Annotated in this window: 24 protein-coding genes; 15 read left to right on the plus strand and 9 right to left on the minus strand. The window is 71.8% G+C overall.

Annotated elements, in window-relative coordinates:
• Nucleotides 1-41: 41 nt before the first annotated feature.
• The 3 genes from M1D56_RS04360 to M1D56_RS04370 all read right to left on the minus strand — a co-directional run bounded on the left by M1D56_RS04360 (nt 42) and on the right by M1D56_RS04370 (nt 3,072).
• Nucleotides 42-1,112: a glycosyltransferase gene (locus M1D56_RS04360; RefSeq protein ID WP_455968261.1), complete on the minus strand. Its 1,071-nt coding sequence runs from the start codon at nt 1,110-1,112 to the stop codon at nt 42-44.
• A complete protein-coding gene (locus M1D56_RS04365) occupies nt 1,109-2,023 on the minus strand; it encodes a phosphodiester glycosidase family protein (RefSeq protein ID WP_456284804.1) in 915 nt (304 codons plus the stop codon). Before M1D56_RS04365 ends, M1D56_RS04360 begins: the two co-directional genes overlap by 4 nt.
• A gap of 137 nt (nt 2,024-2,160) precedes the next feature.
• Nucleotides 2,161-3,072, minus strand: coding sequence for a Bax inhibitor-1/YccA family protein (locus M1D56_RS04370; protein ID WP_456284805.1), 912 nt, complete (start codon nt 3,070-3,072; stop codon nt 2,161-2,163).
• A gap of 176 nt (nt 3,073-3,248) precedes the next feature.
• Here M1D56_RS04370 and M1D56_RS04375 point away from each other — a divergent pair, with 176 nt between their 5' ends.
• The gene (locus M1D56_RS04375; protein WP_456284806.1) at nt 3,249-4,271 is read left to right on the plus strand and encodes a glycerophosphodiester phosphodiesterase family protein; all 1,023 of its coding nucleotides are present in this window, start codon (nt 3,249-3,251) and stop codon (nt 4,269-4,271) included.
• Here the strand turns inward: M1D56_RS04375 and M1D56_RS04380 are convergent.
• Together M1D56_RS04380 and M1D56_RS04385 are read right to left on the minus strand one after the other, a co-directional pair.
• Nucleotides 4,264-4,929, minus strand: coding sequence for a GntR family transcriptional regulator (locus tag M1D56_RS04380; RefSeq protein ID WP_456284807.1), 666 nt, complete (start codon nt 4,927-4,929; stop codon nt 4,264-4,266). The genes M1D56_RS04375 and M1D56_RS04380 overlap by 8 nt on opposite strands.
• Before the next feature lie 62 nt (nt 4,930-4,991).
• A complete protein-coding gene (locus M1D56_RS04385; RefSeq protein ID WP_456284808.1) occupies nt 4,992-5,588 on the minus strand; it encodes a GntR family transcriptional regulator in 597 nt (198 codons plus the stop codon).
• 192 nt (nt 5,589-5,780) lie between these two features.
• Here M1D56_RS04385 and M1D56_RS04390 point away from each other — a divergent pair, with 192 nt between their 5' ends.
• Complete coding sequence (locus tag M1D56_RS04390; protein WP_421075588.1) at nt 5,781-8,159, plus strand: ATP-dependent helicase; 2,379 nt, start codon at nt 5,781-5,783, stop codon at nt 8,157-8,159.
• On the opposite strand, the gene M1D56_RS04395 is transcribed toward M1D56_RS04390, so the two are convergent.
• On the minus strand, nt 8,156-8,845 hold the full coding sequence (locus M1D56_RS04395; RefSeq protein WP_282978176.1) for a GntR family transcriptional regulator: 690 nt from the start codon (nt 8,843-8,845) through the stop codon (nt 8,156-8,158). The genes M1D56_RS04390 and M1D56_RS04395 overlap by 4 nt on opposite strands.
• A gap of 45 nt (nt 8,846-8,890) precedes the next feature.
• On the opposite strand from M1D56_RS04395, the gene M1D56_RS04400 reads away from it, so the two are divergent.
• The 4 genes from M1D56_RS04400 (at nt 8,891) to M1D56_RS04415 (ending at nt 12,431) form a co-directional block, all read left to right on the plus strand.
• Entirely contained in the window at nt 8,891-10,081 is a 1,191-nt protein-coding gene (locus M1D56_RS04400; RefSeq protein ID WP_456284809.1) for an MFS transporter, read from the plus strand.
• A gap of 45 nt (nt 10,082-10,126) precedes the next feature.
• Nucleotides 10,127-10,426, plus strand: a complete 300-nt coding sequence (locus M1D56_RS04405) for a DUF6412 domain-containing protein (protein WP_456284810.1) — start codon at nt 10,127-10,129, stop codon at nt 10,424-10,426.
• 76 nt (nt 10,427-10,502) lie between these two features.
• Nucleotides 10,503-11,210: a membrane protein insertase YidC gene (gene yidC, locus M1D56_RS04410; RefSeq protein WP_456284811.1), complete on the plus strand. Its 708-nt coding sequence runs from the start codon at nt 10,503-10,505 to the stop codon at nt 11,208-11,210.
• An 81-nt stretch (nt 11,211-11,291) separates the two neighbouring features.
• Nucleotides 11,292-12,431: an SseB family protein gene (locus M1D56_RS04415; RefSeq protein ID WP_456284812.1), complete on the plus strand. Its 1,140-nt coding sequence runs from the start codon at nt 11,292-11,294 to the stop codon at nt 12,429-12,431.
• 8 nt (nt 12,432-12,439) lie between these two features.
• On the opposite strand, the gene rsgA is transcribed toward M1D56_RS04415, so the two are convergent.
• On the minus strand, nt 12,440-13,483 hold the full coding sequence (rsgA, locus tag M1D56_RS04420) for a ribosome small subunit-dependent GTPase A (RefSeq protein WP_271172303.1): 1,044 nt from the start codon (nt 13,481-13,483) through the stop codon (nt 12,440-12,442).
• Nucleotides 13,480-14,838 (minus strand): 3-phosphoshikimate 1-carboxyvinyltransferase, encoded by a 1,359-nt coding sequence (gene aroA, locus M1D56_RS04425; protein WP_271172302.1) that lies wholly within the window; start codon nt 14,836-14,838, stop codon nt 13,480-13,482. The genes rsgA and aroA overlap by 4 nt, the downstream gene beginning before the upstream one ends.
• Before the next feature lie 123 nt (nt 14,839-14,961).
• Between aroA and M1D56_RS04430 the strand changes: the two genes are divergently transcribed.
• From M1D56_RS04430 to M1D56_RS04470, 9 genes are all read left to right on the plus strand, one after another.
• Nucleotides 14,962-15,561: a sigma-70 family RNA polymerase sigma factor gene (locus M1D56_RS04430; RefSeq protein ID WP_271172301.1), complete on the plus strand. Its 600-nt coding sequence runs from the start codon at nt 14,962-14,964 to the stop codon at nt 15,559-15,561.
• A complete protein-coding gene (locus M1D56_RS04435) occupies nt 15,558-15,818 on the plus strand; it encodes an anti-sigma factor family protein (protein WP_271172300.1) in 261 nt (86 codons plus the stop codon). Before M1D56_RS04430 ends, M1D56_RS04435 begins: the two co-directional genes overlap by 4 nt.
• Nucleotides 15,819-15,875: 57 nt before the next feature.
• Nucleotides 15,876-17,063: an inorganic phosphate transporter gene (locus tag M1D56_RS04440; protein WP_271172299.1), complete on the plus strand. Its 1,188-nt coding sequence runs from the start codon at nt 15,876-15,878 to the stop codon at nt 17,061-17,063.
• Nucleotides 17,063-17,311 carry a hypothetical protein gene (locus M1D56_RS04445; RefSeq protein ID WP_456284813.1) on the plus strand — a complete coding sequence of 83 codons (249 nt, stop codon included), beginning with the start codon at nt 17,063-17,065 and terminating at the stop codon, nt 17,309-17,311. The genes M1D56_RS04440 and M1D56_RS04445 overlap by 1 nt, the downstream gene beginning before the upstream one ends.
• Before the next feature lie 162 nt (nt 17,312-17,473).
• Nucleotides 17,474-18,601 (plus strand): ABC transporter substrate-binding protein, encoded by a 1,128-nt coding sequence (locus M1D56_RS04450; RefSeq protein ID WP_271172297.1) that lies wholly within the window; start codon nt 17,474-17,476, stop codon nt 18,599-18,601.
• Complete coding sequence (locus tag M1D56_RS04455) at nt 18,598-19,518, plus strand: ABC transporter permease (RefSeq protein ID WP_456284814.1); 921 nt, start codon at nt 18,598-18,600, stop codon at nt 19,516-19,518. Before M1D56_RS04450 ends, M1D56_RS04455 begins: the two co-directional genes overlap by 4 nt.
• A complete protein-coding gene (locus tag M1D56_RS04460; RefSeq protein ID WP_456284815.1) occupies nt 19,515-20,315 on the plus strand; it encodes an ABC transporter permease in 801 nt (266 codons plus the stop codon). Before M1D56_RS04455 ends, M1D56_RS04460 begins: the two co-directional genes overlap by 4 nt.
• A complete protein-coding gene (locus tag M1D56_RS04465) occupies nt 20,312-21,403 on the plus strand; it encodes an ABC transporter ATP-binding protein (RefSeq protein ID WP_456284816.1) in 1,092 nt (363 codons plus the stop codon). Before M1D56_RS04460 ends, M1D56_RS04465 begins: the two co-directional genes overlap by 4 nt.
• 104 nt (nt 21,404-21,507) lie before the next feature.
• Nucleotides 21,508-22,809, plus strand: a complete 1,302-nt coding sequence (locus tag M1D56_RS04470) for a GNAT family N-acetyltransferase (RefSeq protein ID WP_456284817.1) — start codon at nt 21,508-21,510, stop codon at nt 22,807-22,809.
• Between the two features lie 73 nt (nt 22,810-22,882).
• On the opposite strand, the gene M1D56_RS04475 is transcribed toward M1D56_RS04470, so the two are convergent.
• The gene (locus M1D56_RS04475) at nt 22,883-26,563 is read right to left on the minus strand and encodes a multifunctional oxoglutarate decarboxylase/oxoglutarate dehydrogenase thiamine pyrophosphate-binding subunit/dihydrolipoyllysine-residue succinyltransferase subunit (RefSeq protein WP_456284818.1); all 3,681 of its coding nucleotides are present in this window, start codon (nt 26,561-26,563) and stop codon (nt 22,883-22,885) included.
• Nucleotides 26,564-26,682 lie beyond the last annotated feature (119 nt).

A 26,682-nucleotide genomic window follows, 5' to 3' on the forward strand; every position in this document is an offset into this window, starting at 1 on the left:
TTCAGTGAAGCGGCGCGGTCTATGGGCCTCCTATGCCCCGATCAAGCGAGGACCAGGGGTTTCACCGGCGCTCGGTCGGCTGCGCGCGCGTGCGCGAACACCCACGCGCGCTGCACCAGGAACCCGGCCAGCCAGAGCGCGGCCTCGGTGACGACCTTGGCGATGACGAGGCCCACGCCGAGCGCGTCGAGGATGGTCATGAGGGTCACGTTCGCGACGAGCACGACCGCCGCGAGGGCGGCGTAGCGCGCGAGCTCGACGCGCAGGGGTGCGCGCTGTCGACGGCGTCCGAAGACCCAGATGCGGTTCACGGCGAAGTTCAGGCCCGCGCTCACGACGCGGGCGCCCGCGATCGATCCCTGCAGCCATCCGCTCGCGAGGAGGAGCAGCCAGAGCAGGAGCGCGTCGACCGCTGCCGCGAGCACCGACGACGCGAGGAACGCGGCCAGCGGAGCCACGACGCGCAGCGAGTCGCGCAGCGGGCGGAAATGCGAGCTGCGGTTCTCGTCGAGGTAGACCGTCCGGATGGGCGTCTGCAGGATCCGGAAGCCGGCACGCGCCGAGCGGAGGAGCATGATCGCCTCGTACTCGAAGCGGTCGCCCGGCAGGCGCGACGCCCACGGGAGCGCGGCGGCAGGCAGCCCCCGCAGCCCCGTCTGCGTGTCGACGACCCGGACGCCCGTGGCGACCGCGAACATCCGCGCAGACACCGCGTTGCCGAAACGGCTGCGCAGCGGCACGTCGTCGCCCCGGAAGTCGCGCACGCCGAGCACGATCGCGTCAGGGCTCCCCTCCACCTCACGCGCGACCCGCACGATGTCGTCGGGGGCATGCTGCCCGTCCGCGTCCGCGGTGACGACGGGAGCGTCGGGGTGCGCCGTGCGTGCGTGCCGGAAGAGCGTGCGCAGCGCGGCCCCCTTGCCGCGGTTCGCGCCGTGGCTCAGCACCTCGACGCCTGCGGCCTCGAGCGAGGCGAAGACGGGCGCCGACGCCACGCCGCTGCCGTCGTCCACGACGACGATGTCGAGCGAGGGATCGCGCTCGTGCAGGGCCGTGGCGAGGTCGACGAGACGGTGGTCCGGCTCGTAGGCCGGGATCGCGACGACGGTCACCCCGCGCCGCCGATGTAGAGGATGTCGCTCGTCGCCCGCTCGCCGCCGTTGGAAGGCCGGTTGACGACCTCGCCATCGAACCACATCTCGCTCGAGCCGCCGCCGTCGAGGTTGTACGCGGTCTGCACGCCGAGGCCCTGCATGATCTCGGCGAGCTCGGGCAGGGTCGCGCCGCGGCTGTACCCCTCCTCGCGTCCGTCGACGACGACGAAGAGGAGGTGCGTCGCATCGATCACGCCGATCGCGGTGCGCGGCTGCTCGCCCTGGATCGAGTGGTTGCCGAAGTTCGTGTCGACCTCCACCTCGTCGACGCCTTCGACGACGGCGCCGTCGCGCACGAGCGCCGGGCCGAACGAGAGCGTCGTCCAGACGCCTGCGTCGACGAGGGCCTGCGCCGTGGTCACGGTCTCGTCGTAGATCTCGGCGCGCCCGTCGGCGTAGAGGGCGAGGCCCTCGCGCGCCCCCGCATCGCGGTAGGCGACCCCGTTGCGCACCTGGATGCCCGTGTCGCGGAAGCCGTAGTAGTCGCCGTTGACGGCGAACCGGGCGCCGTGCGCCTCGGCCATCTCCGACACGAGCTGCGTCACGTTCTCGCCGAACTGGTCGTGCGCGAACGCCGTGCGGAGGTCGGTCGGGTCGCCCAGCGTCACGTGCGCGACGAAGAAGGTGAGGGTGTCGGCGCCCGTGCCCGTCGTGACGGTCTCGATCGAGACGGTGCTCGCACTCGAGGTCGAAGCCGTCTCGGAGACCGCGGTGCCGGACGCCTCCTCGGCCGCCGCGACGCTCGCGACCTCGACATGCGGGACGAGGAATCGGTCGGCCGCCCACCAGGCGGCCGTGCCGGCGCCGGCGACAGCCGTCGCCCCGCCGATGAGAAAAGCTCTGCGTGAGAGGATCCGTCGTTCGCTCATGGCCCGATGCTCGAGCGCGCGGCTATGCGGTCGCTATGGCACCGGGATGACGGGGCTCCGGCTTCCTCTGGAGACGCCGGGAGAGACGACGAAGGCCGCCCCGCGGAGCGGGACGGCCTTCGATCGTCTGCGGCTCCTTACTCGCTGCCGCGGAGGATGGCGATGATGCGCAGGATCTCGACGTACAGCCAGACGACCGTGACCATGATGCCGAAGGCGGCCTGCCAGCCGAACTTGCGCGGGGCGCCGTTGCGGACGCCCTGCTGCACCATGTCGAAGTCGAGCACGAGCGAGTACGCCGCCATGATGACGACGAGCACGCCGATCGCGACACCGAGCCATCCCGACCGGAGACCCCAGCCGTCCACGATCCCCGTGAACGAGAGCACGAGGTTGAGGAGCGAGAAGACGAGGTACCCGATCATCGCGATCATGAAGATCTTGGTCGCACGGGCCGAGGCGCGGATCTTGCCGCTGGCGAAGAGGGCGAGCGTCACGCCGATGACCGAGACGGTCGCCAGCGTGGCCTGCATGATGATGCCGGGCCAGATGAGCTCGAAGTAGGCGGAGATGCCGCCGACGAAGAGCCCCTCGAACGCCGCGTAGGCGAAGATCAGCGGAACGCTCGGCGTCTTCTTGAACGCGTTCACGAGGCCGAGGATGCCGCCGCCGATCATGCCGATGATCCACGGCATCATCGACGCGTTGGCGAGGTTGTTGGTCGCGATCGCCGGCGCGAAGGTCCAGAAGTAGCCGACCGCCGCGAGCACGAGCATGACCGCGAAGAGGCCCACGGTCTTCCAGATCGTGTCCTCGACCGTCATGCGGCCGGTCTCGCGTGCGCCGGCCGGCGGCGCGGCGAGCATGCCCTCCATCTGGGCGTTCGCTGCGGCGTCGACGCCCATGTGGGCGAACTGCCCGGCCTGGACGCCGGCGGGCGGCGGGGTGGTGGGCGTTCCGTACTGCGCGGCCTGCGGGCCACCGGGGTAGCTCTGAACCGCGCGCGGATCGGGGGAGAAGACGGGATTGTTGAAACCGGGGCTGGCCATGATGCGGTCACTCCTATGGTCTGCTGACGGCGCGGTCTCATCGTCGAGCTTCGCGGAAGCCCCACGATGATGCTGTCCCTCCAGAGTAGTCACGCGATGCTATGGGAGGGCTGTGATTCGGAAAGCGTTCACGCGCGGCGAAATCCCGGTTCCCGCGCGCTGGCTAGCCTTCTCGTATGCCCCGTCGCCATCCGCTCGTCATCGGCCACCGCGGAGCACCGGGGTATCGGCCCGAGCACTCGCGCTCGTCCTACGCCCTCGCCTTCGCGATGGGCGTCGACGCCGTCGAGCCCGATGTCGTCGCCACGCGCGACGGCGTGCTCGTGGTCCGGCACGAGAACGAGATCTCCGGCACGACCGATGTCGCCGACCATCCCGAGTTCGCCGATCGTCGGACGGCGAAGACCGTCGACGGCGAGCGGCTCGACGGCTGGTTCACGGAGGACTTCACGTGGGACGAGCTCGCGACCCTGCGCACGCGCGAGCGGATCCCCGATCTGCGGCCCGCGAGCGCGACGTTCGACGGGGCCGAGCCCATCCTGCGGCTGGACGAGCTGCTCGAGCTCGTCCGCGCGGCGTCCGCCGAGCACGGGCGCGAGGTCGGCGTCGTGCTCGAGATCAAGCATGCGACGTACTTCGAGCGCCTCGGCCTCGATCTCGTGCCCCTCATCGAGCGCGACCTCGCCACCGCGGGCTGGCTGGACGGGTCGCTCCCTCTCATCGTCGAGGCGTTCGAGGAGACGGTGCTGCGTCGGCTGCGTGCGCGCGGCGTGCCCGGGACCTACATCCACCTGCTCGAAGCCCGGGGGACGGCCTTCGACCTCCTCGTGCGCGATGGCGCCGCGGCGCGCAGCTACGCGCAGACGGCGACGCCGGCCGGTCTCGACGAGCTCGTCGGCGTGGTCGACGGCATCAGCGTCGACAAGCGCATGATCCTCCGCCCCGACGGGGCGGGGCGTGCGGCCGGGCCGGGCGGGCTCGTCGCCGACGCGCACGACCGCGGGCTGCAGGTGTTCACCTGGACCTGCCGCCCCGAGAACGCCTTCCTCGTTCCCGAGTTCCGCGGCGCGGGCGGGCGCGCGGCGTTCGGCGACTACGCGGCCGAGTGGGAGCTCGTGCGCGCGAGCGGAGTGGACGGCGTGTTCGTCGACCATCCCGATCTGGGGGCGGACGTGTTCCGCGCCCCCGTCGTCAGCTGACGGAGGAGCTCATGTCGGCCCGGAAGATCCGACCGAGGCACCGCTCTGCGGTGCGGGCGTCGGACGCCTGGATGGCCGTGGCGACCTCGCGCGCGCGTGCCGCGATGAACTCCGGAGGGTTCAGCAGCGGATGGCCGCCCCGCGTGCTGCGCATGAGCTCACCCCATGCGCGGTCGAAGGACACGCGCAGGAACGGGTTGCCTGCGGCCTCGATGGTCGCATCGAAGGCCACCCGCGCGGCCCCGTAGAGCACCTCCGGCGTGTGCTGGCCCTCGTCGCACAGCGCGGCGAGCGCGCGGAACAGCTGCGCCAGGCGCACCCGCGCGGCGCTGTCGACCCGCGCGAGCGCGAGATGGAGGCCGATGCCGACCTCGATCCCCAGGCACTCCATCGCGATGTGGAAGCGGTCGGGTGCGTGCTCGGCGACGCGGTAGAAGCGGCTGCGGGTCTCGCGGACGAGCCCCACGCGCTCCAGCTCGCGCAGCGCGACGCGCACGATCGCGCGAGGGATCCCGAGCTCGTCGGCGATCACCGCGTCGCGGATCCGCGCTCCCGGCGGCAGCGCTCCTGTCCTGATCGCGTCGCGCACGTGCTCCGACGTGCGCTTCATCTCCCCGGCGTGCTCGACGACACGCACCTGCCCCCTGTATCGCTGCATGGCAGACCCCCTTGGACACACGGTAGCGCCACCGGCGCTTCGTGCAACAGGGTGTCGTGGGGTCAGTCGCGCGAGGTCGTCGCGTCGAACAGCTCGAGGATGCTCTGCTCGGCGCGCAGCGCGTCCGCGCTCTCGATCGCGTCGCGCAGCTCGTCGAAGAGCGCCGACACCGCGTCGTCCACGGCGATCGCGAAGCTGCCGCTGCGGATGTTGCGCTCGAGCGCGAACCGCGCGTCCATCGTGACGGAGCGGAAGACCGGGTTCTCCGTCTGGTCGACGAGGAACAGGAAGCACGCGAAGTAGCTCTCGCGCGCACGGTCGCGATCGCCGGCGGCGAGTGCCGTCCGCAGGTCCTCGAGCAGCTCAAGGCTGCGCCTGCGCGCGCCGTCGTCCATCCGCTCCACGGCCATCCGCGCGGCCACGCCGGTCTGGTAGCGCGCGAACTCGATGCTCGCGGTCACCATCTCGGGCGTGATCTCGGTCACGCGCGTGAAGCGGCTCGCCGACATCTCGATGAGCCCCTCCCGCTCGAGGCGCTGCAGAGCCTCGCGGACCGGCATGCGCGAGACCCCCAGGCTCTCGGCGATGTCGAGGTCGCGGATGCGCTCTCCGGGCGCGAAGGAGCCGTCGACGATGGCCGCCGCGATCCTGTCGTACACGGCGTCGCCCAGTCGTGTCGGCGATAGGTCGAGTTTCCCAGTGAAATTCGGCATCGTAACCTCCCCAGTCGATGCGAACGGATGAACACTACTCCTCGCACCTGCGATATGTCGCTCTCACCAGCTGTGTTGTTCCTCCGGAATACGGGTACATCTGCCCTTGTCAGGGGCCCGCCCTACACTCGAAGGGACATGACAGACGCGCTCTTCCCCCTCTCCGCCGCCGCCGACGACGATCTGCTGAAGGGGCTCAATCCGCCGCAGCGCGAGGCCGTCGAGTACCGCGGCCCCGCTCTGCTCATCGTGGCGGGTGCCGGGTCGGGCAAGACGCGGGTCCTCACGCACCGCATCGCCTCGCTCCTGCGCAGTAGGGAGGCGTGGCCGAGCCAGATCCTCGCGATCACCTTCACGAACAAGGCCGCGGGCGAGATGCGCGAGCGCGTCGAGCAGATCGTGGGCGACAGCGCGCGCGGCATGTGGATCTCGACGTTCCACTCGGCGTGCGTGCGCATCCTGCGCCGCGAGGCCGAGCAGTTCGGCTTCACGAAGGCGTTCACGATCTACGACTCCGGCGACTCGCGCGCGCTCCTCAAGCGCCTCGTGCGCGAGCGCGAGGCCGACGCGCTCGGGCTCACCCCGGCCGGCGTGCAGTCGCGCATCTCCAAGCTCAAGAACGAGCTCGCCGACGCCGAGTCGTACGCGCGCGACGCCAACATGAACGACCCCGCCGAGCGGAAGTTCGTCGAGATCTTCGGCGACTACCAGCGCGAGCTGCAGAAGGCGAACGCCTTCGACTTCGACGACCTCATCGCGCAGACCGTCTTCCTCTTCCGGGCGTTCCCGCACGTCGCCGACGTCTACCGCAAGCGGTTCCGCCACATCCTCGTCGACGAGTACCAGGACACGAACCACGCGCAGTACCAGCTCATCCGCGAGCTGACGCGGCCCGTGCAGGCGGAAGCGGCCGGCGGCATGGTGTTCGAGGACGAGCCGGCGGCCTCCCTCACGGTCGTCGGCGACTCGGACCAGTCGATCTACGCGTTCCGCGGGGCGGACATCCGCAACATCACCGAGTTCGAGCGCGACTTCCCCGGCGCGAAGGTCGTCCTCCTCGAGCAGAACTACCGGTCGAGCCAGAACATCCTCGACGCGGCGAACGCGGTGATCCGCAACAACTTCGACCGCAAGGACAAGCGCCTCTGGAGCGACCAGGGCGAGGGCGAGAAGATCGTCGGCTTCACGGGCTACTCGCAGCACGACGAGGCGCAGTTCGTCGCCGACGAGATCGAGAAGCTGCGGCGCTCGGGCATCGACTACCAGCAGATGGCCGTGTTCTACCGCACGAACTCGCAGTCCCGTGCGCTCGAGGAGATCTTCATCCGCGCCGCGGTGCCCTACAAGATCATGGGCGGCACGAAGTTCTACGACCGCGCGGAGATCAAGGACGCCCTGGCCTACCTCGTCGCCGTGGCGAACCCCGCCGACGAGATGGCCGTGCGGCGCATCCTGAACAAGCCCAAGCGCGGCATCGGCGACGTCACCGAGACGACGATCGCGCGATTCGCGGCCGACAACGGCCTGTCGTTCCGCGACGCGCTCGCGCACCCGGCGGAGATGGGGCTCGGCCCCAAGCTGCAGAAGGCGATCGCCCAGCTCGACGAGGTGCTCCGCGAGGCGAGCGGGATCCTCTTTCCCGCCTCGGGGGAGCAGGCGCCGCCATCCGCGGTCACGGAGGGCCTGCAGGTGCTCCTCAACAAGAGCGGCTACCTCGACGCGCTGCGCATGAGCCGCGATCCGCAGGACGAGGCGCGCGTCGAGAACCTCGACGAGCTCGTCGCGGTCACGCGCGAGTTCGCGCGGAACAACCCCGAGGGCACGATCGTCGACTTCCTCACCGAGGTCGCGCTCGTCGCCGACACCGACGACCTCGACGACGAGTCGGGTGCCGTCTCGCTCATGACGCTGCACACGGCGAAGGGGCTCGAATTCGACGCCGTGTTCGTCACGGGCGTCGAGGAGGACCTCATCCCGCACCGCATCTCGGCGGGCGAGCCGGGCGGCCCGCAGGAGGAGCGGCGCCTGTTCTACGTCGGGATCACGCGGGCCCGCAAGCGCCTCTACCTGTCGCTCGCGATGACCCGCGCGCAGTTCGGCGAGGTCACGGTCGCGATGCCGAGCCGGTTCCTGCAGGAGATCCCGGCGGCCCTCATCGACTGGAAGCAGTCTCCCGGCGACGTGAACTCCCGCGGCGGAACCCAGTCGCGCGCCCTCAACGCGCGCCGACCCGGCGGATCGAGCGACCGCTGGGGTGTGAAGCCGCTGCCGGCCGGCGGGGGCCTCAAGCCGAAGTCGACCGCGATGGACCGCTTCCCCGGGCTCGTCACGAACAAGGTGCGCGACAACGGAGACCTCGAGCTCGCCGCGGGCGACCGCATCCGCCACGACGACTTCGGCGAAGGGACCGTCGACGCGATCACGGGGGAGGGCGCCAAGCGCATCGCGCACGTGCGCTTCGACGAGGCCGGAGCCAAGAAGCTCCTCATCAAGGTCGCGCCGATCGCCAAGCTCTAGCCCGCGCTCGGCTCCGCGCCGCCGTCGACGATCGCCATCCCGCGGCCCCGGAGGCGGCGCCGCTCGCCCTCGAGGAAGCCGACGAGGCGCTCGCGTGTGCCGCGCGCGTGCGCTGCGACGAGCGCCGTCGCCGTCTCGGCCTCGCGCGCGAGGATCGCATCGAGGATGGCCGCATGCTCGTCGCGCGCGTGGGCGCGCGCCTGCGGCGTGCGCACCTCGAGCCATCGCGTGCGGCTCAGACGCGTCATCACGTCGGCCAGCGCGTCGGCGAAGAACGCGTTGCCCGACAGGCGCGCGAGGGCGACGTGGAAGTCGCCGCCGTCGCGGACGCCCGCCTCCTCGTCGTCGTGCTCGGGTTCCTCGGCGAGCGCGCGGAGCGCCGCGAGGTCGTCGTCCGACGCCCGGTCGACGACGAGGGCCACGGCCCCGGTCTCCACGGCCTCGCGGAACTCCATGGCCGCGCGCACCTCGCTGAGGTCGATCGGCGCGACCCGCCACCCGCGACCATCCCGTCGCGTGAGCCCCTCGCCCTCGAGGCGGAGGAGCGCGGCGCGGATCGGAGTGCGCGATGCCCCGGTCAGCGGCTCCAGCCCGCGCTCGCTGAGGGACTCGCCGGGGAGCAGATCGAACGACAGGATGGCCGCGCGCAGGGTGGCATAGGGGGCGCGGTCGTCGGTGTGCGGCATGGCATCCTCCAGTGGTATACCAGTACGGTACACCGAGGAGGAGCCATGACCGACATCATCACCCGCGCGCCCGTCAAGGCCTGGCGGATGCTCGTGCTCGGCGTGCTCGCGCAGGCGGCGGGGACCATGCTCGTCAGCACGCCCGCGTACCTCATCCCGCTGCTGCACCTCGAGCGCGGCATGTCGCTGGCTGAGGCCGGCGCGCTCGCCGCCGCGCCCACCCTCGGCATGGTGACGACGCTCGTGCTGTGGGGGCACCTCGCGGATCGCCACGGCGAGCGGTGGGTCATCGCCGGCGGGCTCGCCCTGACGGCGGTGTTCGCGCTCGCGGCGTCGGCCGTCTCCGACGTCCTCGGCTTCGGGGCCCTGCTCCTCCTCGGCGGGGCCGCCTCGGCGAGCGTGAACTCGGCGAGCGGCCGGATCGTCGTCGGCTGGTTCCCGCGCCGTCGTCGGGGCACCGCCATGGGCATCCGCCAGATGTCGCAGCCGCTGGGCGTCGCGGTCGCCGCGCTCGTCGTGCCCGGGCTCGCCGACGTCGGCGGCATCGCGGCGCCGCTTCTCGTGTCGGCGGCCGCGACCGGCCTCCTCGCCGTGCTGTGCGCCCTGGGCGTCGAGAACCCGCCCCGGACCCCGGCCGTGCCAGGAGCGCCCGCGGGCGCGAACCCGTATCGCCGCAGCGGCTTCCTGGCCCGCGTGCACGCGGTGTCGCTGCTTCTCGTCTTCCCGCAGTTCCTCCTGTCGACGTTCGGGATGGTGTGGCTGATCGCGGGGCTCGGATGGGACGCCGCGGCGGCCGGCGCGCTCATCGCCGCGTCGCAGTTCGTCGGCGCGTTCGGGCGGATCGCGGTTGGCGCGCTGAGCGATCGGGTCGGCAGCCGCATGCGCGTCCTGCGCTGGGTCGCGGTGAGCGGCGTCGTCGTCATGGCCGCGCTCGCCCTCGTGGCGGCGCTCGAGGCGGGCGCCGCCGCGGCGGTCGTCCTCGTCATCGCCACGAGCGTCACGGTCGCCGACAACGGCCTCGCGTTCACCTCGGTCGCGGAGGCGGCCGGATCGGCGTGGTCGGGCAAGGCGCTCGGCATCCAGAACATGGGGCAGTTCGTCGCGGCATCCGCCGTCGGCCCCGTGATGGGCGCGCTCATCACGGCCGTCGGCTTCCCGCTCGCCTTCGCGCTCACGGCGCTCGTGCCGCTCGCGGCCTATCCGCTCATCCCGCGGCACGACGAGCACGCCGCCTGAGCGACGAGCGGGCGCTGCGAGGCGGCGGAGCGCGATACTCTTCGGATGAGGGGAGGCGACGGCATGATCGAGTGGATCGGCACCCTCGTGCGTCTGCTCCTGGTGGCGCTCGGCTCCGCCGCTGTTCAGGAGCCGGTCGCCCTCGGCGCGCTCGCTCTCGCGGCGGCTGCGCTGGCCATCCTCGCCATCGCCACGAAGCCGACAGGGGCAGGAGACGCGCGGCCTGCCATCCGCCGGCGCCTGCGCGCCGAGCGACGCGAGCGCGGCGCGCCCGCGCAGTGCGACCCGGGTGCCGCGGGGCATCCGCGCCCGCGCGCGCCGGGCGGCGCGGCTCCGGCCGCGTAGCGGCGTCCGCGCGCCCAGGCGCGCCGTCGACGCGCATGCGGCCATCAGCCGCATCCGCCTCGACGTCAGGACACTCATGGACCCCTTCGCTCTGCCCCCGCTCGCCGCCGTGCTCGACGCCGCGGCGACCCTCCTCGTCGGCACCGCCGACGTTCTCCGGCCGCTCGCCGGTACGGCTTCCGGCGCGCTCGCCGTGGTCGTCGTCACACTCCTCGTGCGCGCTCTTCTGCTCCCGGCCGGCGTCGCGCAGGCGAAGGCCGAGCAGGCGAGAGCGCGTATCGCTCCGCGGCTGAAGGCCATCGCGGACCGGCACCGACGCGACCCGCAGCGCCTCCAGCGCGAGACTGCGCGGGCCTACGCGGAAGAGAGGGTGTCTCCTCTCGCCGGTATCCTCCCCATGCTCGCGCAGGCGCCCGTCATCGGCCTGCTCTCTGCCGTATTCCTCCACCCCGTGGTCGCAGGGCGCCCGAACGGGCTCCTCGAGGAGCAGCTCGCGGGTGTGTCGCTCGGCGCGAACGCCCTCAGCGCAGGCGCCGAGGGCGCCATCGTGTTCGCGGTGCTCGTCGGACTGCTCGCGCTGATCGCGGAGATCACCCGCCGCGCCTTCCGTCCGCCTGCTTCGCTCGAAGGGTCTGCGATTCTCCGTCAGGTCGGACTGCTCGTGCACACGACCGCCCTCATCGCGCCGTTTCTGCCGCTCGCGGCAGGCATCTACCTGCTCACGACCATGTCATGGACGCTCGGGCAGCGCGCGCTGCTGCGCAGGCGGTACCCGCTTCCGTGAGCGAGGGCGGATGCGCCGCGCAACCTGGGCAGGGCGTGCGAAGCGGCCGGAGGGCCCGTCGGCGACCCGTAGGCTGGGCGCATGGGCCTGTTCTCGAGGAAGAAGAAGACCGACCCCGCGACGGAGGAGGCCGCTTCGACCCCGGTCGAAGGCGAGGGGGCCGCTGCGGCGGCCGACGCTCCCGCCGAGCCGGAGGCTCCCGCCGAGCAGACACCCGAGGTCGGCATCTCGTTCTCCGCGTTCCGCGGCGTGGGAGCGCCCTCGGGGCCCGAGATCGCCCCGCCGTCCGACGAGCCCGCGCCCGCCCCGGCCGCGTCGTCTGCGCCCGCTCAGCCCGGGCCATCCGTCGTGCGCCGCCCGGCGCCCGAGCCCACCCCGCCCGCGCGCCCCGAACTGCCCAAGGCGCCCGCCGCTCCGCCCACCCAGCTCGAGACCGTGCCGGGTCTGCGCGACAACGCTCTGCTGCGCGACGCGCTCGCGGCGCTCCCAGAGAAGCCGACCGGCCCGCAGGTCATGGGCGTGCTGCGGCAGATGCTGCAGGGCCACGTCTTCCTGCGTGTGAAGGGCGATGCGCGCCAGCAGATCGCGGAGGGGAAGCCCGTCACCTTCGGCATCGCGCGCGTGGGCGACCAGAACTTCATGGTCGCGTTCAGCTCGGGCAAGGCCCTGCGCGATGCCGTCCAGAGCGATGGCGACACGGAGACGTCGGCGGTCGCGCAGCCCGTCGCGGCGCTGCTCACGCAGCTGCTCAAGGGCGACTTCGGCGGCATCATCATCGACAACAACTCCGCACCGCACCGCGTCGTGCTGCCGCGCGACATCATCGAGCAGGCGATGAACCAGGCCGACCCGGAGTTCCGCCTCAAGGCGCTGCTCACGGCGCCGCGCGAGGCCGACACCCCGCACAAGGTCGCCGCGCTGCTCGCGGAGGCCCCGCCGCTCTGGGTCGCGGTCGGCTCGCTCGCGGAGGACCAGACGAAGATGGGGATCGCCGAGGCGCGCCTGGCCGACGGCACGCGCCTCGTGCAGCTGCACTCGCACCCCCTCGAGGTCGTCGCGCAGGGCCGCGGCGAGAAGGCGCTCCCGATCAAGGTCGTCAAGCTCGCGAAGATGCTCCGCGACCACGAGGAGCTCGGCGGCGTGCTCATCGACCCGGCGGGGCCGCTCATCACGCTCACGCGCGACGAGCTCGCCCCGGTGCTCGCCCTCGAGGAGGAGTAGGGGCGGGCTCAGTACTCCGCGCGCGCCGCGAACGTCTCGAGCAGGCGCTGCAGCGAGTCCAGGCGCGGCGCGGGCAGCCGGCGCTCCGCGACCGCCTCGTTGAGCGCGCAGTCCGGCGCGTCGGGCAGGTGCGTGCACCCGCGCGGGCACTCCTCGGCGACCGCGTCGAGATCGGGGTACGCCCGGAGGATGTTCGCGGGGTCGACATGGCCGAGCCCGAACGAGCGCACGCCCGGGGTGTCGATCACCCATCCCTTGCCCCGTCGGCCCTCGTATCGCAGCGACACCGTGGAGGACGACGTGTGCCGGCCGCGGCCGGTCACCTCGTTCACATGCCCCGTCGCGCGGCCGGCGCCCGGCACGAGGGCGTTCACGAGCGTCGACTTGCCGACGCCGGAGTGCCCGACGAAGACCGTCGAATGGCCCACGAGCGCCGCGCCGATCTCGGCGACCGGCGTCTCGCCGCGCGCGCTGCGGAAGACGCGCAGGTCGGGAAGGCCCTCGAAGTGCGCGAGGAACCCCTCGGGGTCGGCGAGGTCGGTCTTCGTGACGACGAGGAGCGGCCGGATGCCGGCGTCGAGGGCCGCCACGAGGTAGCGGTCGACGAGGCGCGGGCGCGGCTCGGGATCGGCCGCGGCCACGACGACGAGCATCTGGTCGGCGTTCGCGACGACGACCCGCTCGACCTGGTCGGTGTCGTCGGCGCTGCGACGCAGGAGCGACGTGCGCTCCTCGATGCCGACGATGCGCCCCAGCGTGCCCTCACGGCCCGACGTGTCGCCCACGACGCGCGCGCGGTCGCCCGTGACGATCGGCGTGCGGCGCAGCTCCCGCGCGCGGGCGGCCGTCGCCTCGTGCTCGTCGGGGCCGTCCTCGTCGATGAGCAGCGTGTAGCGCCCGCGGTCGACGCCGAGCACCCGCGCGATGCGGGCATCCTCGTGTGCGGGGCGCCGCTTCGTGCGCGGCCGGTTGGCCTTCGGGTTCGGCCGCACACGGACGTCCGACTCGTCGAACTCGTCGTCGAGGTCGTCGGAGTCGCCGAGCCAGCTCACGCCGAGGTGCTCCTCGACCTCGTGCCGACGAGGCCCTCCCACAGCTGGGCGAACTCCGGCAGCGTCTTCGCCGTCGTGCCGATGTCGTCGACGACGACACCTGGGGTGCGCAGCCCGATGAGCGCGCCCGTGGTCGCGATGCGGTGGTCGTGGAACGCGCGCCACGTTCCCGCGCGGAGGGGCCGCGGGAACACGCGGATGCCGTCCGGAAGCTCCTCGGCCTCGCCGCCGACCGCGCGGAGGTTCTGGGCGAGCGCGGCCAGGCGATCGGTCTCGTGCCCGCGGATGTGCGCGATCCCGCGGAAGGTGGACGGTCCGTCCGCATACGCTGCGAGCCCGACGAGCGTCGGCGTGAGCTCGCTCACCGCCGAGAGGTCGAGGTCGACGCCGTGCAGGCCCTTGCCCGCGGAGACCGTGAGCGCACCCGAGCGCCGCGTCACGCGCGCGCCCATGTGCGCGAGGATCTCGGTGAGGTGCGCTCCCGGCTGGGTCGAGTGCACGGGCCATCCGGTCACCGTCACGTGGCCGCCCGCGATCATGGCGGCCGCGAGGAACGGCGCGGCGTTCGACAGATCGGGCTCGATCGCGATGTCCTTGGCGCGCACGGGGCCGGCCGGCACGATCCACTCGCCGTGGCCCGACCGCTCGACGAGCACGCCGCGCCGCGCGAGCGACTCGATCGTCATGTCGATGTGCGGGACGCTGGGCAGGCGGGCGCCGACGTGTCGCAGGCGCAGGCCGACGTCGAAGCGCGGGGCGGCGAGCAGGAGGCCCGAGACGAACTGGCTCGACGCCGAGGCGTCGATGTCGATCTCCCCGCCGCGCAGATGGCCGTGTCCGTGCACGCGGAACGGGAGCGACCAGCGCCCCTCGTCGTCGATGTCGACGCCGAGGTCGCGCAGCGCCTTGATCATCTCGCCCATCGGCCGGTGCAGCGCGCTCTCGTGAGCGGTCACGAGCACGTCGCCGTCGGCGAGGCCCGCGAGCGGGGCGACGAACCGCATCACCGTGCCGGCCTGGCCCGAGTCGACCGTGCCGCCGCCGCGCAGGGGAGCGGCAGGGGTCACGTGCAGGTCGGGCCCGAACGGGCTGTCGCCCTCGACCTCCTCGATCCCGACACCCAGCTGGGTGAGCGCCTCGATCATCCGGCGGGAGTCGTCCGAGTGCAGCGGCCGGTGCAGGGTGCTCGGCCCGTCTGCGATGGCCGCGAGCACGAGCTCGCGGTTCGTGAGCGACTTCGACCCGGGCACGGCCAGGGTCGCGTCCAGCGCACGCTCGGCGACGGGCGCCTCGTACGCGCCCTGCGGTCTGTTCACGGCGCCATGGCCGTCGGGGGAATACCCACGGGCAGTCATCGCGTTCCACCCTACTGAATGCACGAGAGGAGCCGGATGTTCGCCACCCTTGCGAATCCGCGTGAGGACGTCGACGCGGGGCCCTGCGGCGGCGCCGATGCGGCGCGCCTAGACTTGCCGATCATGAGCGACGCACAGCCCTCCCCGGCAGACGCGCGCGCGCAGTTCGAAGAGCAGGCGCTCCCCTTCATGGACCAGCTCTACGGCGCAGCGATGCGGATGACCCGGAACCCGCCGGATGCGGCGGACCTCGTCCAGGAGACGTTCGTCAAGGCGTTCGCGTCGTGGTCGTCGTTCACGCAGGGGACCAACCTCAAGGCGTGGCTGTACCGCATCCTCACGAACACCTACATCAACACGTACCGGAAGAAGCAGCGCGAGCCCTACCAGGGCACGATCGACGACCTCGAGGACTGGCAGCTCGGCGGCGCCGAGTCGACGACCGCGATGAGCAGCCGCTCGGCCGAGGCCGAGGCGATCGACCGCATGCCCGCCTCGGTCGTGAAGGACGCTCTGCAGTCCATCCCCGACGACTTCCGGATGGCGGTGTACCTCGCCGACGTCGAGGGCTTCGCCTACCAGGAGATCGCCGACATCATGAAGACCCCCATCGGCACCGTCATGAGCCGCCTGCACCGTGGCCGGCGGCTCCTGCGCGGGATGCTGACCGAGTATGCGGCCGAGCGCGGGATCTCGGCCGCCGAGACAGGAGCGAAGAAATGACCGACTGCGGCTGCGAGAAAGCACGGCGCGACCTCGAGGCGTACCTCCGAGGCGCGATCGAGCTGTGCCGGACCGAGCACTCCGACATCAAGGAGCACATCGACAGCTGCCCGAGCTGCCAGGGCGAGGTCCTCGTCGAGCGCACGCTCACCGAGGCCATCCAGCGCTCCTGCCGCGAGGAGGTCGCCCCCGAGGAGCTCCGCGACCACGTCCTCGCCCAGCTGCGCGCGGCGCAGGCGGCCCACACAGCGGTCTGAGACCGCCCCTGAGACCGTGGCGTCGAGCACACAGTCTCGGGGTGGACAATAGACGACGTGGAAGAGCTCTTCGTCCTCCTGCTGGTGGTCGTCACCGCCCTGGCATTCGACTTCACCAACGGGTTCCACGACACGGGCAACGCGATGGCCACGTCCATCGCGACCGGGGCTCTGAGACCGAAGGCGGCTGTCGCCCTCTCGGCCGTGCTCAACCTCGTCGGCGCGTTCCTCTCGATCGAGGTCGCGAAGACGGTCGGCGGAGACGTCGTCGACCTGAACCAGGCGCAGGGCGAGGAGCTGATGCTCATCGTCTTCTGCGGCCTCGTCGGCGCGATCATCTGGAATCTCGTGACCTGGCTCTTCGGCCTCCCGTCGTCGTCGAGCCACGCGCTCTTCGGCGGGCTCGTCGGCTCGGCGTTCGTCTGGGGCATCGTGAACGGCGCGAACGGCGTCGTGTGGGCCGGCATCGTCGGCAAGGTGCTCATCCCCGCCGTGCTGTCGCCGCTCATCGCGGCCCTCATCGCGGGCGTCGGCACCGTGCTCGTCTACCGCATCACCGCCCGCGTGCCGGCGGAGAAGTCCGAGCGCGGCTTCCGCTGGGGCCAGCTCGGCTCGGCGTCGCTCGTCTCGCTCGCGCACGGCACCAACGACGCCCAGAAGACGATGGGCGTCATCTTCCTCGCGCTCATCGCATACGGGGCGGTGAACCCCGAGGACGACGTTCCGTTCTGGGTGAAGCTGACGTGCGCCCTCGCGATCGCGCTCGGAACCTACCTGGGCGGATGGCGCATCATCCGCACGCTCGGAAAGGGCCTCGTCGAGCTGTCGGCGCCGCAGGGGATGGCCGCGGAGACGTCGAGCGCGGCGATCATCCTCACCTCGAGCCACCTCGGCCTCCCGCTGTCGACGACGCACGTCGCGACCGGATCCATCCTCGGCACCGGTCTGGGGCGCAAGGGCGCCGAGGTCCGCTGGAAGCTCGCGGGGCGGATGGGCATCGCGTGGATCATCACGCTGCCGGCCGCGGCCGCTGTCGGCGGCGTGTGCTGGTGGATCGGCTCCGCGTTCCCCGGCCTCATCGGCGTCCTCATCGTCTTCGCCCTGCTCATCGGGCTGTCCGGCTACATGTACTGGCGCTCCACGCACAACGAGGTGTCGCACCACAACGTCAACGACGACTGGAAGGACGACGGCGTCACGGTCGACACGTCGAACGTGACGAGCGTCGTGAAGGTGGTGCGCTGATGGCCATCGACGTCTCCGCGATCCTCGGCTCCGTCGGCCAGGTGCTCGTCGCCGGGCTCCTGCTCGGCGCCGGCCTCCCCGCGCTGTTCGCGCTCGGGGTCCGCCTCCTCGCGACGGCCCCCGAACCCGGAGCCGGCGGCTTCTCGGGCGCCCGCGTCGGCGCGTGGGCGTGCTTCGGGCTCTGCATCGCCGCCGCCCTGTTCGGGATCGTCGTCATCGTCTTCGGGAAGCAGATGTTCGGGGCCTGAGGCCCTCGGCAGCCATACCGCTGGGCCCGCGCGTTCACGCGCACGTCACCCCCGCGCATCCCTCCGGCCACCGACGCGCGCGTGTCGCGTCATCCCGCCTCCGTACGGTCGCGCCTGCGCGCACCCGAGCGCGCTTCCCTGCCGCACCTTCCGGAGGTCCCCATGTCACCACGCCCTGCCCTCGCCGCCCTCGGCCTTCTCGCCGCGACGTCGCTCGCGCTCGCGGGCTGCGCCCCCGCCGGCTCCGACGACGCCGCTGCGTCCGACGGCATCGATGCGGCGTCCGCGACGAGCGTCGAGGACTTCGGATCGTTCGAGGCGCTCGAGGAAGCCGCGAAGGCGGAGGGCGCGCTCAACGTGATCGCCCTGCCGCGCGACTGGGCGAACTACGGCGAGATCCTCGACCTGTTCGCCGAGCGCTACCCCGAGATCGCGATCGAGGAGCAGTCGCCCGACGTCTCGAGCGCCGAGGAGATCCAGGCCGCCGAGGCGAACGCCGGGCTCGACACCGCACCCGATGTGTTCGATCTCGGCCTCACCGTCGCTCTGCAGAACACCGACGCGTTCGCGCCGTACCGCGTGCAGACGTGGGACGACATCCCCGACGAGCTGAAGCACCCGGAGGGCCTCTTCGTCGGCGACTACGGCGGGTACATGTCGATCGGGTACGACGCGTCGTCGTTCGACGCGCCGACCTCGCTCGACGACCTGCTCGGCTCGGAGTTCGCCGGCTCCGTCGCGATCAACGGCGACCCCACGCAGGCCGGCGCGGCGTTCGCCGCCGTGGGCCTCGCGACGGTCCAGTCGGGCGGCACGCTCGACGACTTCCAGCCCGGCATCGACTTCTTCTCGGAGCTCAACGCAGCGGGCAACCTCCTCAAGGTCGATGTCACCTCCGCGACCGTGGCCTCGGGCGAGACCCCCGTCGTGTTCGACTGGGACTACCTGAACGCCGCGCACAGCGCCGAGAACCCCGACTGGAAGACGGTCGTCCTCGACGGCGTCGGCTACGCGGGGTACTACAACCAGGCGATCAACGCCGACGCGCCGCACCCGGCCGCCGCGCGCCTGTGGCAGGAGTTCCTCTACAGCGACGAGGTCCAGAACCTGTGGCTGAAGGGCGGCGCCCGCCCGGTCCGCGCCGAGGCCATGGCCGCGGCGGGAACGATCGACGAGGAGCTCTACGCCGCGCTGCCCGAGGCGCCTGAGGAGACGGTCGTGCCGACGGAGGAGCAGTCGGAGGCCGCGGGCACCCTCCTCGGCGAGACCTGGGCCGCGGCCGTCGAGTGACGACCGCAGTCCTCGCGGAGGGGGCGTCCACCGTCGCGTCGGCGCCCCCTCCGTCCGCGCCTCGACGCCGGCGGTTCGACCCGGCTGCGCTCGGCCTGGTCCCCTTCGCGGCGTACGTCCTCGTGTTCCTCCTCCTCCCGACGGCGATCGCCATCGGGACGGGCTTCCTCGACGGCGACGGAGCACTCACCCTCGACAACGTCGCCGGCCTGCTCGAGCCGACGATCCTGCGGACCTTCGGCAACTCCATCTGGCTCTCCGCCCTCACGGCGATCGTCGGCGCCGTCCTCGGTGCACTGGCCTGCTACGCGATGCTCGGCCTGCCCGAGGGCGGGCGAACGCGCACGGCGGTCGACGCCGCGGCGAGCGTGCTCGCGCAGTTCGGCGGCGTCATGCTCGCGTTCGCGTTCATCGCGACACTCGGCGCGCAGGGGCTCATCACCCGGCTCATCCTCGATCTGGCGGGTGTCGACATCCACGCGGGCGGCAACTGGCTGTACGCCCTGCCCGGCCTCGTCCCGACGTACCTCTTCTTCCAGGTGCCGCTCATGGTCATCACGTTCATGCCCGCGATGAACGCGCTGCAGCCGGCCTGGGCCGAGGCGAACCTCACCCTCGGGGGCACGCGCTTCGGCTTCTGGCGCTGGATCGGCATCCCGGTTCTGTCGCCGGCGTTCCTCGCGAGCCTGCTTCTGCTGTTCGCCAACGCCTTCTCCTCGTACGCGACGGCTGCCGCGCTCGCCAGCCAGGGAGCGCAGATCGTGCCCCTGCAGATCCGCGCCGCCCTCACGAGCGAGACGGTCCTCGGCCGCGAGAACCTCGCGGGCGCCCTCGCGCTCGGCATGATCGCCGTCGTGTCCGCCTGCATGTGGGGCTACTCCGCGATCCAGCGCCGAGCGGCGAGGTGGCGGCGATGAGCGCCCCGCCCTTCGCTCCGAGTGCCGCGACGCGCTGGATCATCGGCGTCGTGCTCCTCGCCGTGTTCGCCATCCCGATCGCGTCGATGGTCGAGTACTCCCTGCGCGACGGCGAGGGCTACTCGCTCGTGCACTGGACCGCCCTCTTCGACCCGGAGAACGCGGGGACCTATCGTCCGATCTGGACCGGACTCGGCAACTCGCTCCTCCTCGCCGCGGTCACCGTCGTCATCGTGCTCGCGCTCGTCGCGCCCACCGTCGTGCTCGTGAACCTCCGCTTCCCCCGGCTGCGACGGCTCTTCGAGTTCGTCGTGCTGCTGCCGATCTCCATCCCCGCGATCGTCGTGGTGGTCGGACTCGCTCCGATCTACCAGAGCATCGGACGTGCGATCGGCACGGGGGTGTGGACGCTGGCGTTCGCCTACGGCATCACGGTCCTGCCGTTCGCCTACCGCGCGATCCAGGCCTCCATCGACGCGGTGGACCTCCGGACCCTGTCCGAGGCGTCGCGCACACTCGGCTCGGGCTGGGGGACCACCCTCCTCCGGGTGATCGCGCCCAACCTGCGGCCGGGGCTCCTCGCCGCGTCGCTCATCTCCGTCGCCGTCGTGCTCGGCGAGTACACGATCGCCTCGATCCTCGGCCGTCAGAACCTCCAGACCGCCCTCGTCGTGGTCGGCAAGCAGGACCCGTGGGCGCCGGTCATCCTCTCGCTGCTGTCGCTCGTCTTCGCGTTCGCACTGCTCATCGTCATCGGGCGCGCGGGGCGCGCCCGCTCCGGAAGGACCTCTGCATGACCATCGACGCGATCGACAAGGACGAGAATGCGCTGCTCGCGGCCCGGGGGCAGGGCGTCCCGGTCGCCTTCCAGGGCGTGGTGAAGGAGTTCGGGTCGACGCGCGTTCTCCACGGCGTCGACCTCGACATCCGCCCCGGCGAGTTCCTGTCCCTGCTCGGTCCATCCGGCTGCGGCAAGACGACGCTCCTGCGCATCCTGGCGGGGCTCGAGCAGGCGACCAGCGGCGTCGTCCGCATCGACGGTGCCGACGTGTCGACCGTCCCGACCAATCGGCGCGACCTCGGCATGGTGTTCCAGGCGTACTCGCTCTTCCCTCACCTCACGGTGCAGCAGAACGCGGCTTTCGGGCTCGAGCGGCGCCGCGTCGCCAAGGTCGAGGCCGCGAGGCGCGCGCTCGACGCGCTGCGGCTCGTGGGGCTCGAGCATCTCGCCGATCGGTATCCGCACCAGCTGTCGGGTGGCCAGCAGCAGCGCGTCGCCCTCGCGAGGGCCATCGTCACCGAGCCCCGCGTGCTGCTGCTGGACGAGCCGCTCTCGGCACTCGACGCGAAGGTGCGGGTGCAGCTGCGAGACGAGATCCGCGCCCTGCAGCTGAGGCTCGGCATCACGACGGTGTTCGTCACCCACGATCAGGAGGAGGCGCTCGCCGTATCCGACCGGATCGCGGTCATGGACGCGGGGCGCATCGAGCAGATCGGCACGCCGGAAGATCTCTATCTGCGCCCCGCGACGCCCGGCGTCGCCGCGTTCGTCGGGCTCTCGTCCATCGTCCCCGCCGTCGCCCGGAGCGGGTTCGTCGAGGTTCTGGGCACGCGGGCGCCCATCCTGGGCGACGCCGTGGACGGGTCGGTCGAGGCGTTCGTGCGCCCCGAGAACGTGCGCCTGGGCGGGAGCGTGCTCGGCACGGTCGTCGAATCGACCTTCCTCGGCAGCATGCGCCGCTCGGTCGTGCGGGTGGAGACGGCGGACGGCGCGACGGCGCTCGTCCGCGTGCAGCACGCCGCGTCCGAGCGGCTCGAGGTGGGCGAGCGGGTGACGCTGTCGGTCGACGCCGTGCCCGTCGTCGTGCGCCCGCGCGGGGCCTGACCCTCTTCGGGCGACGCACCGCGGGCCATCCTGCGCCGCTCCGCGCCTGTAGCCGCGGGCGGCGGCTCGGACCCGGCGTCCGCGCCCGCCCGTAGGCTGGTGCGGTGAGCCCCATCGACGCACGCACTGTTCCCGCCGACCCGACCTCTCACGCGCGCCTCGCCGCCGCCGGCCTCGACTACCGGCTCGTCGACGGGGCGGACCGCGACGCGCTGGGCCGCACGCTCCAAGCCGTGTCGCGCGGATTCCTCGGCCCGGAGGTGAACGACGAGTCGCTCACCGAGCAGCACACCCAGCTCGCCGACCGCCGGTACACGGCCGTGTTCGACGCGTCGATCGCCGAGCCGGAGATCCCGGTCGCGACGGTCGATTCGTGGGTCACGCCGCTGACGATCCCCGGCGGCGAGCTCGACATGTGGGCGATCAGCGGTGTGACCGTGTCGCCGACCCACCGGCGGCGCGGCATCGCGCGGGCCATGCTCGAAGGCGAGGTGCGCGCCGCGGCCGAGGCCGGCCTCGCGATGGCGGGGCTGACCGTGACCGAGACCACCATCTACGGCCGGTACGGCTTCGGATCGGCGATCCCCATGAGCCGGTGGACGATCGATGTGCGGCGTGCGGGATGGTCCGGCGGCGAGCCCGACGGCCGCGTCGAGTTCGTGAGCCGCGAGCAGCTCGCGCGCGACCTCGGGGAGGTGCACGACCGTCAGCGCACGCTGCGCGCGGGCGAGATCGCCGGATGGCCGCGCCGCTGGCGGCAGCACGCCGGCCTGTCCTCCTCGGTGAAGGACGGCGACAGCGTCCGCGGCGTGCGGTATGTCGACGCCGACGGCGCCGTGCGGGGCGCGATGGCCTACCGGATCGCCGAGGGCGAGAGCGACTTCGCGCTCGCGCGCCTGGACATCCGCCATCTCGCGGCCGAGACCGACGACGCGACCGCCGCCCTCCTGCGTTTCGCCCTCCAGCACGATCTCGTGGCCGAGGTCCGCACCGACCTGCGGCCCGTCGACGACCCGCTCCGCTGGCTCGTGAGCGACGAGCGCGGCGCCGTGCAGACCATCCGCGACCACGGCTGGCTGCGCATCCTCGACGTGCCGCGCGCGCTCGAGGCGCGCACGTACTCTGCACCGGCGACGGCGACGCTCGAGGTGACCGACCCGCTCGACCTCACGACGGGCACGTGGCGCCTCGAGATCGGCGCGGATGGCCGTGCGCACGTCGCGCCGACGGACGCGGCGCCCGACATCCTGCTCGGGATCGCGCAGCTGTCCTCGATCTTCCTCGGGGGCGTGCCCGCCCTCGGTCTCCTCGCTGCACGTCGCATGGCGGGCGACCGCGCGGTCGCGGCGGCGCTCGACGTCGCGTTCCGGCCCGCCCAGCCGCCGTCGCTCAGCATCTGGTACTGAGCTCGCGGCATCCGCACCGCACGACGAAGCGGCCGGCCATCCCGAGGGATGACCGGCCGCTTCGTCGTGCGGATCAGGCCAGCGCGCGGCCCATCAGCTCGGCCTGCTCGACCGCGTGGATCTTCGAGGACCCGGTCGACGGCGCGGCGGCAGCCGGGCGCGAGACGACCGAGATCGTGCGGCCGAGACGGCCGGCGACCTCGAGCGAGATGAACGGCCACGCGCCCTGGTTCTCGGGCTCGTCCTGGACCCAGACGATCTCCGCGTTCGGGTACTCCGCGAGCACGGCCTGCAGCGCCTCGACGGGCGCCGGGTAGAACTGCTCGAGGCGCACGAGCGCGATCGTCGGGTTGGGGTTCTTCTCGAGCTCGCCGCGGAGATCCCAGTGGATCTTGCCCGAGTGCAGGAGCACCTTCGTGACGCCCGCCTTGTCGATCGGGCGGTCGTCGGCGAGAACCGGCTGGAAGCGGCCCTGCGTGAAGTCCTGGATCTCGCTCGTCGCCCCGCGCAGACGCAGCATGGCCTTCGGCGTGAAGACGATGAGCGGCTTGCGCGGCCGCGCGTACGCCTGTCGGCGGAGGAGGTGGAAGTACGACGCGGGCGTCGACGGACGCGCGACCGTCATGTTGTCCTGCGCGCACAGCTGCAGGAAGCGCTCGATGCGCGCCGACGAGTGGTCGGGGCCCTGGCCCTCGTACCCGTGGGGGAGGAGGAGCACGACACCCGACTCCTGGCCCCACTTCTGCTCGGCCGACGAGACGTACTCGTCGATCACCGACTGCGCGCCGTTGACGAAGTCGCCGAACTGCGCCTCCCAGAGAACGAGCGCCTCCTCGGCCTCGACCGAGTAGCCGTACTCGTACGCGAGCGCCGCGTACTCGCTGAGGAGCGAGTCGTACACCCAGAAGCGGCCCTGGCTCTCCGAGAGGTTGACGAGCGGCAGCCACTCCTGGCCGTTCACGCGGTCGTGGAACGCCGCGTGGCGCTGCACGAACGTGCCGCGACGCGAGTCCTGGCCCGCGAGGCGGACGTTCGTGCCCTCGAGCAGGAGCGATCCGAACGCGAGGAGCTCGCCGAACGCCCAGTCGATCTTGCCCTCGCGGCTCATCTGCACGCGCTTGTCGAGCAGCTGCTGCAGCTTCTGATGCACCGTGAAGCCCTCGGGCTTGTTCGCGTGCGCATCGCCGATCTGGTGGATCACCTCGACCGGGACGCCGGTGACGTCGGGCTCCCCGACGACCGGGTCCTGCTCGACCTCGGGCGTGACGACGGGGTTCGCCCCCGTCTCGACCGCGTGCGTCTCGGCGAACGCGACCTCGAGGCGGTTCTGGAAGTCGGCCTTCGCCTGCTCGTACTCCTCCTCGGTGATGTCGCCGCGGCCGACGAGGGCCTCGGTGTACAGGCGGCGCACGGAGCGCTTCGCCTCGATGAGGTCGGTCATGAGCGGCTGCGTCATCGACGGGTCGTCGCCCTCGTTGTGACCGCGGCGGCGGTAGCAGACGAGGTCGATGACGATGTCGCGGTGGAAGCGCTCGCGGTACTCGAAGGCGAGCTCCGCGGCGCGCACGACGGCCTCCGGGTCGTCGCCGTTCACGTGGAGGATCGGCGCCTGGATGGTCTTGGCCGCGTCGCTCGCGTAGTACGAGGTCCGCGAGTCCTGCGGCAGCGTGGTGAAGCCGACCTGGTTGTTGACGATGATGTGCACCGTGCCGCCGGTCCGGTAGCCGCGCAGCTGCGACATCTGCAGGGTCTCGACGACCACGCCCTGGCCCGCGAAGGCCGCGTCGCCGTGGATGAGGACGGGCAGCCACGAGAACGACGCGATCGGGCCGCGGTCCTGCTTGGCGCGCGCGATGCCCTCGAGCACGCCGTCGACGGTCTCGAGGTGCGACGGGTTCGCGGCGAGGAGCACCTCGAGCGAGGAGCCGCCGTCCGACGTGAAGGTGCCCTGGGTGCCGAGGTGGTACTTGACGTCGCCCGAGCCGCGCTTGTTGCCGGGCAGGGCGCCCTCGAACTCCTGGAAGACCTCGCCGTACGCCTTGCCGGCGATGTTCGTCAGCACGTTGAGGCGGCCGCGGTGCGGCATGCCGATCGCGGCGCCCTCGAGCCCGCCGTCGGCCGCGCCCTGCAGGATGCGGTCGAGGAGCGGGATGAGCGACTCGCCGCCCTCGAGCGAGAAGCGCTTCTGGCCGACGTACTTCGTCTGGAGGAAGGTCTCGAACGCCTCGGCCTCGTTGAGCTTGCGGAGGATGCGCAGCTGCTCGTCGTGGTCCGGCTTGACGTACTTGACCTCGAGCTTCTGCTGGAACCACTCGCGCTGCTCGTGGTCGGCGATGTGCATGTACTCGATGCCGACGGTGCGGCAGTACGTGTCGCGCAGCACGCCGAGCACGTCGCGCAGCTTCATCTGGCGCTTGCCGCCGAAGCCGTTCGTGACGAACTCGCGGTCGAGATCCCAGAACGACAGCCCGTGCGACTCGATGTCGAGGTCGTGGTGCTCGCGCTGGACGTACTCGAGCGGGTCGACGTCGGCCATGAGGTGGCCGCGCACGCGGTAGGAGTTGATGATCTCCTGCACGCGCGCGGTCTTGTCGATGCGCTCGGAGAGGTCGACGGCGACGTCGGGGTTCCAGTGGATCGGCGCGTAGGGGATGCGCAGGGCCGCGAAGATCTCCTCGTAGAAGTCGCGCTCGCCGAGCAGCAGCTCGTGCACCTTCTTGAGGAACTCGCCCGACCCGGCGCCCTGGATGACCCGGTGGTCGTAGGTGCTCGTGAGGGTGATCGTCTTGCCGATCGCGAGCTCGTTGAGCGTCTTCGGGCTCGCGCCCTGGAACTCGGCCGGGTACTCGAGGGCGCCCGCGCCGATGATGCAGCCCTGGCCCTTCATGAGGCGGGGCACCGAGTGGACGGTGCCGATGCCGCCGGGGTTCGTGAGCGAGATCGTCGTGCCCGCGAAGTCGGCCGCGGTGAGCTTGTTCGCGCGAGCGCGCTTGACGAGGTCCTCGTAGGCGGCGAGGTACTCGTTGAAGGTCAGCGTGTCGGCCTTCTTGATGCTCGGCACCATGAGGGCGCGGGAGCCGTCGGGCTTGGGCAGGTCGATCGCGATGCCCAGGTTGATGTGCGCGGGGGCGACGACCGACGGCTTGCCGTCGATCTCGGCGTAGAAGACGTTCTGGCTCGGGAACTCCTTGAGCGCGCGGATGAGCGCCCACCCGATGAGGTGCGTGAAGCTCACCTTGCCGCCGCGTGCACGCGCCATGTGGTTGTTGATGACGATCCGGTTGTCGATCATCAGCTTCGCGGGGATGGTCCGCACGCTCGTCGCGGTCGGGACGGTCAGCGACTCGTCCATGTTCTTCGCGAGCGTCTTGGTCATGCCCTTGAGGACGGTGACCCTGTCCTCCTCGGCCTCGCGCTGGTCGTCGCCGTTCGCGGGCTTCGAGACGGGCTGGTCGGCCGGGATGGGCGCGGGCGCCGCGGGGCGCGCCGTCGTGCGCGCGACCGGCTGCTGCCCGACGACGGGGATCGGCGCCGTCGGCGGATGCGCGGGCCCGCCCGAGGGCGTCGCGGTCGGAGCAGCCGGAGCCGCGGGCGCGCCGGCGCCTGCGCCGTACGCCTCGAGGATCGGCCACCATTCCCTGTCGACCGCGTTGCGGTCGACCTTGAACTGCTCATAGAGCTCTTCGACGAGCCACTCGTTGGCACCGAACTCGTCTTCGCTCGAGGTACCGACGCCCGTCACACGGCTTGACACGGCAGGATCGCCCACTTTCGTCCCTGAATCGATGGCACGCATGCTCCGATGCGGAAAACCCCCGAACCGGACCTCCCGAGGCGGTCTCTTCGCACCGGGACGATGCGCGTGCGTTCAGG

It is taken from the genome of Microbacterium sp. JZ101 (assembly GCF_053903175.1).

Bases quoted from the DNA above. Each gene is read 5' to 3' on its own strand.
- M1D56_RS04445 (WP_456284813.1), top strand. From the start codon at position 17,063: ATGGCCATCGACGTCTCCGCGATCCTCGGCTCCGTCGGCCAGGTGCTC.
- M1D56_RS04380 (WP_456284807.1), bottom strand. From the start codon at position 4,929: ATGCAGCGATACAGGGGGCAGGTGCGTGTCGTCGAGCACGCCGGGGAG.
- M1D56_RS04375 (WP_456284806.1), top strand. From the start codon at position 3,249: ATGCCCCGTCGCCATCCGCTCGTCATCGGCCACCGCGGAGCACCGGGG.
- yidC (WP_456284811.1), top strand. From the start codon at position 10,503: ATGGACCCCTTCGCTCTGCCCCCGCTCGCCGCCGTGCTCGACGCCGCG.
- M1D56_RS04415 (WP_456284812.1), top strand. From the start codon at position 11,292: ATGGGCCTGTTCTCGAGGAAGAAGAAGACCGACCCCGCGACGGAGGAG.
- M1D56_RS04465 (WP_456284816.1), top strand. From the start codon at position 20,312: ATGACCATCGACGCGATCGACAAGGACGAGAATGCGCTGCTCGCGGCC.
- M1D56_RS04435 (WP_271172300.1), top strand. From the start codon at position 15,558: ATGACCGACTGCGGCTGCGAGAAAGCACGGCGCGACCTCGAGGCGTAC.
- M1D56_RS04395 (WP_282978176.1), bottom strand. From the start codon at position 8,845: ATGCCGCACACCGACGACCGCGCCCCCTATGCCACCCTGCGCGCGGCC.
- M1D56_RS04400 (WP_456284809.1), top strand. From the start codon at position 8,891: ATGACCGACATCATCACCCGCGCGCCCGTCAAGGCCTGGCGGATGCTC.
- M1D56_RS04365 (WP_456284804.1), bottom strand. From the start codon at position 2,023: ATGAGCGAACGACGGATCCTCTCACGCAGAGCTTTTCTCATCGGCGGG.
- M1D56_RS04390 (WP_421075588.1), top strand. From the start codon at position 5,781: ATGACAGACGCGCTCTTCCCCCTCTCCGCCGCCGCCGACGACGATCTG.
- M1D56_RS04430 (WP_271172301.1), top strand. From the start codon at position 14,962: ATGAGCGACGCACAGCCCTCCCCGGCAGACGCGCGCGCGCAGTTCGAA.
- aroA (WP_271172302.1), bottom strand. From the start codon at position 14,838: ATGACTGCCCGTGGGTATTCCCCCGACGGCCATGGCGCCGTGAACAGA.
- M1D56_RS04405 (WP_456284810.1), top strand. From the start codon at position 10,127: ATGAGGGGAGGCGACGGCATGATCGAGTGGATCGGCACCCTCGTGCGT.
- M1D56_RS04370 (WP_456284805.1), bottom strand. From the start codon at position 3,072: ATGGCCAGCCCCGGTTTCAACAATCCCGTCTTCTCCCCCGATCCGCGC.
- M1D56_RS04450 (WP_271172297.1), top strand. From the start codon at position 17,474: ATGTCACCACGCCCTGCCCTCGCCGCCCTCGGCCTTCTCGCCGCGACG.
- M1D56_RS04460 (WP_456284815.1), top strand. From the start codon at position 19,515: ATGAGCGCCCCGCCCTTCGCTCCGAGTGCCGCGACGCGCTGGATCATC.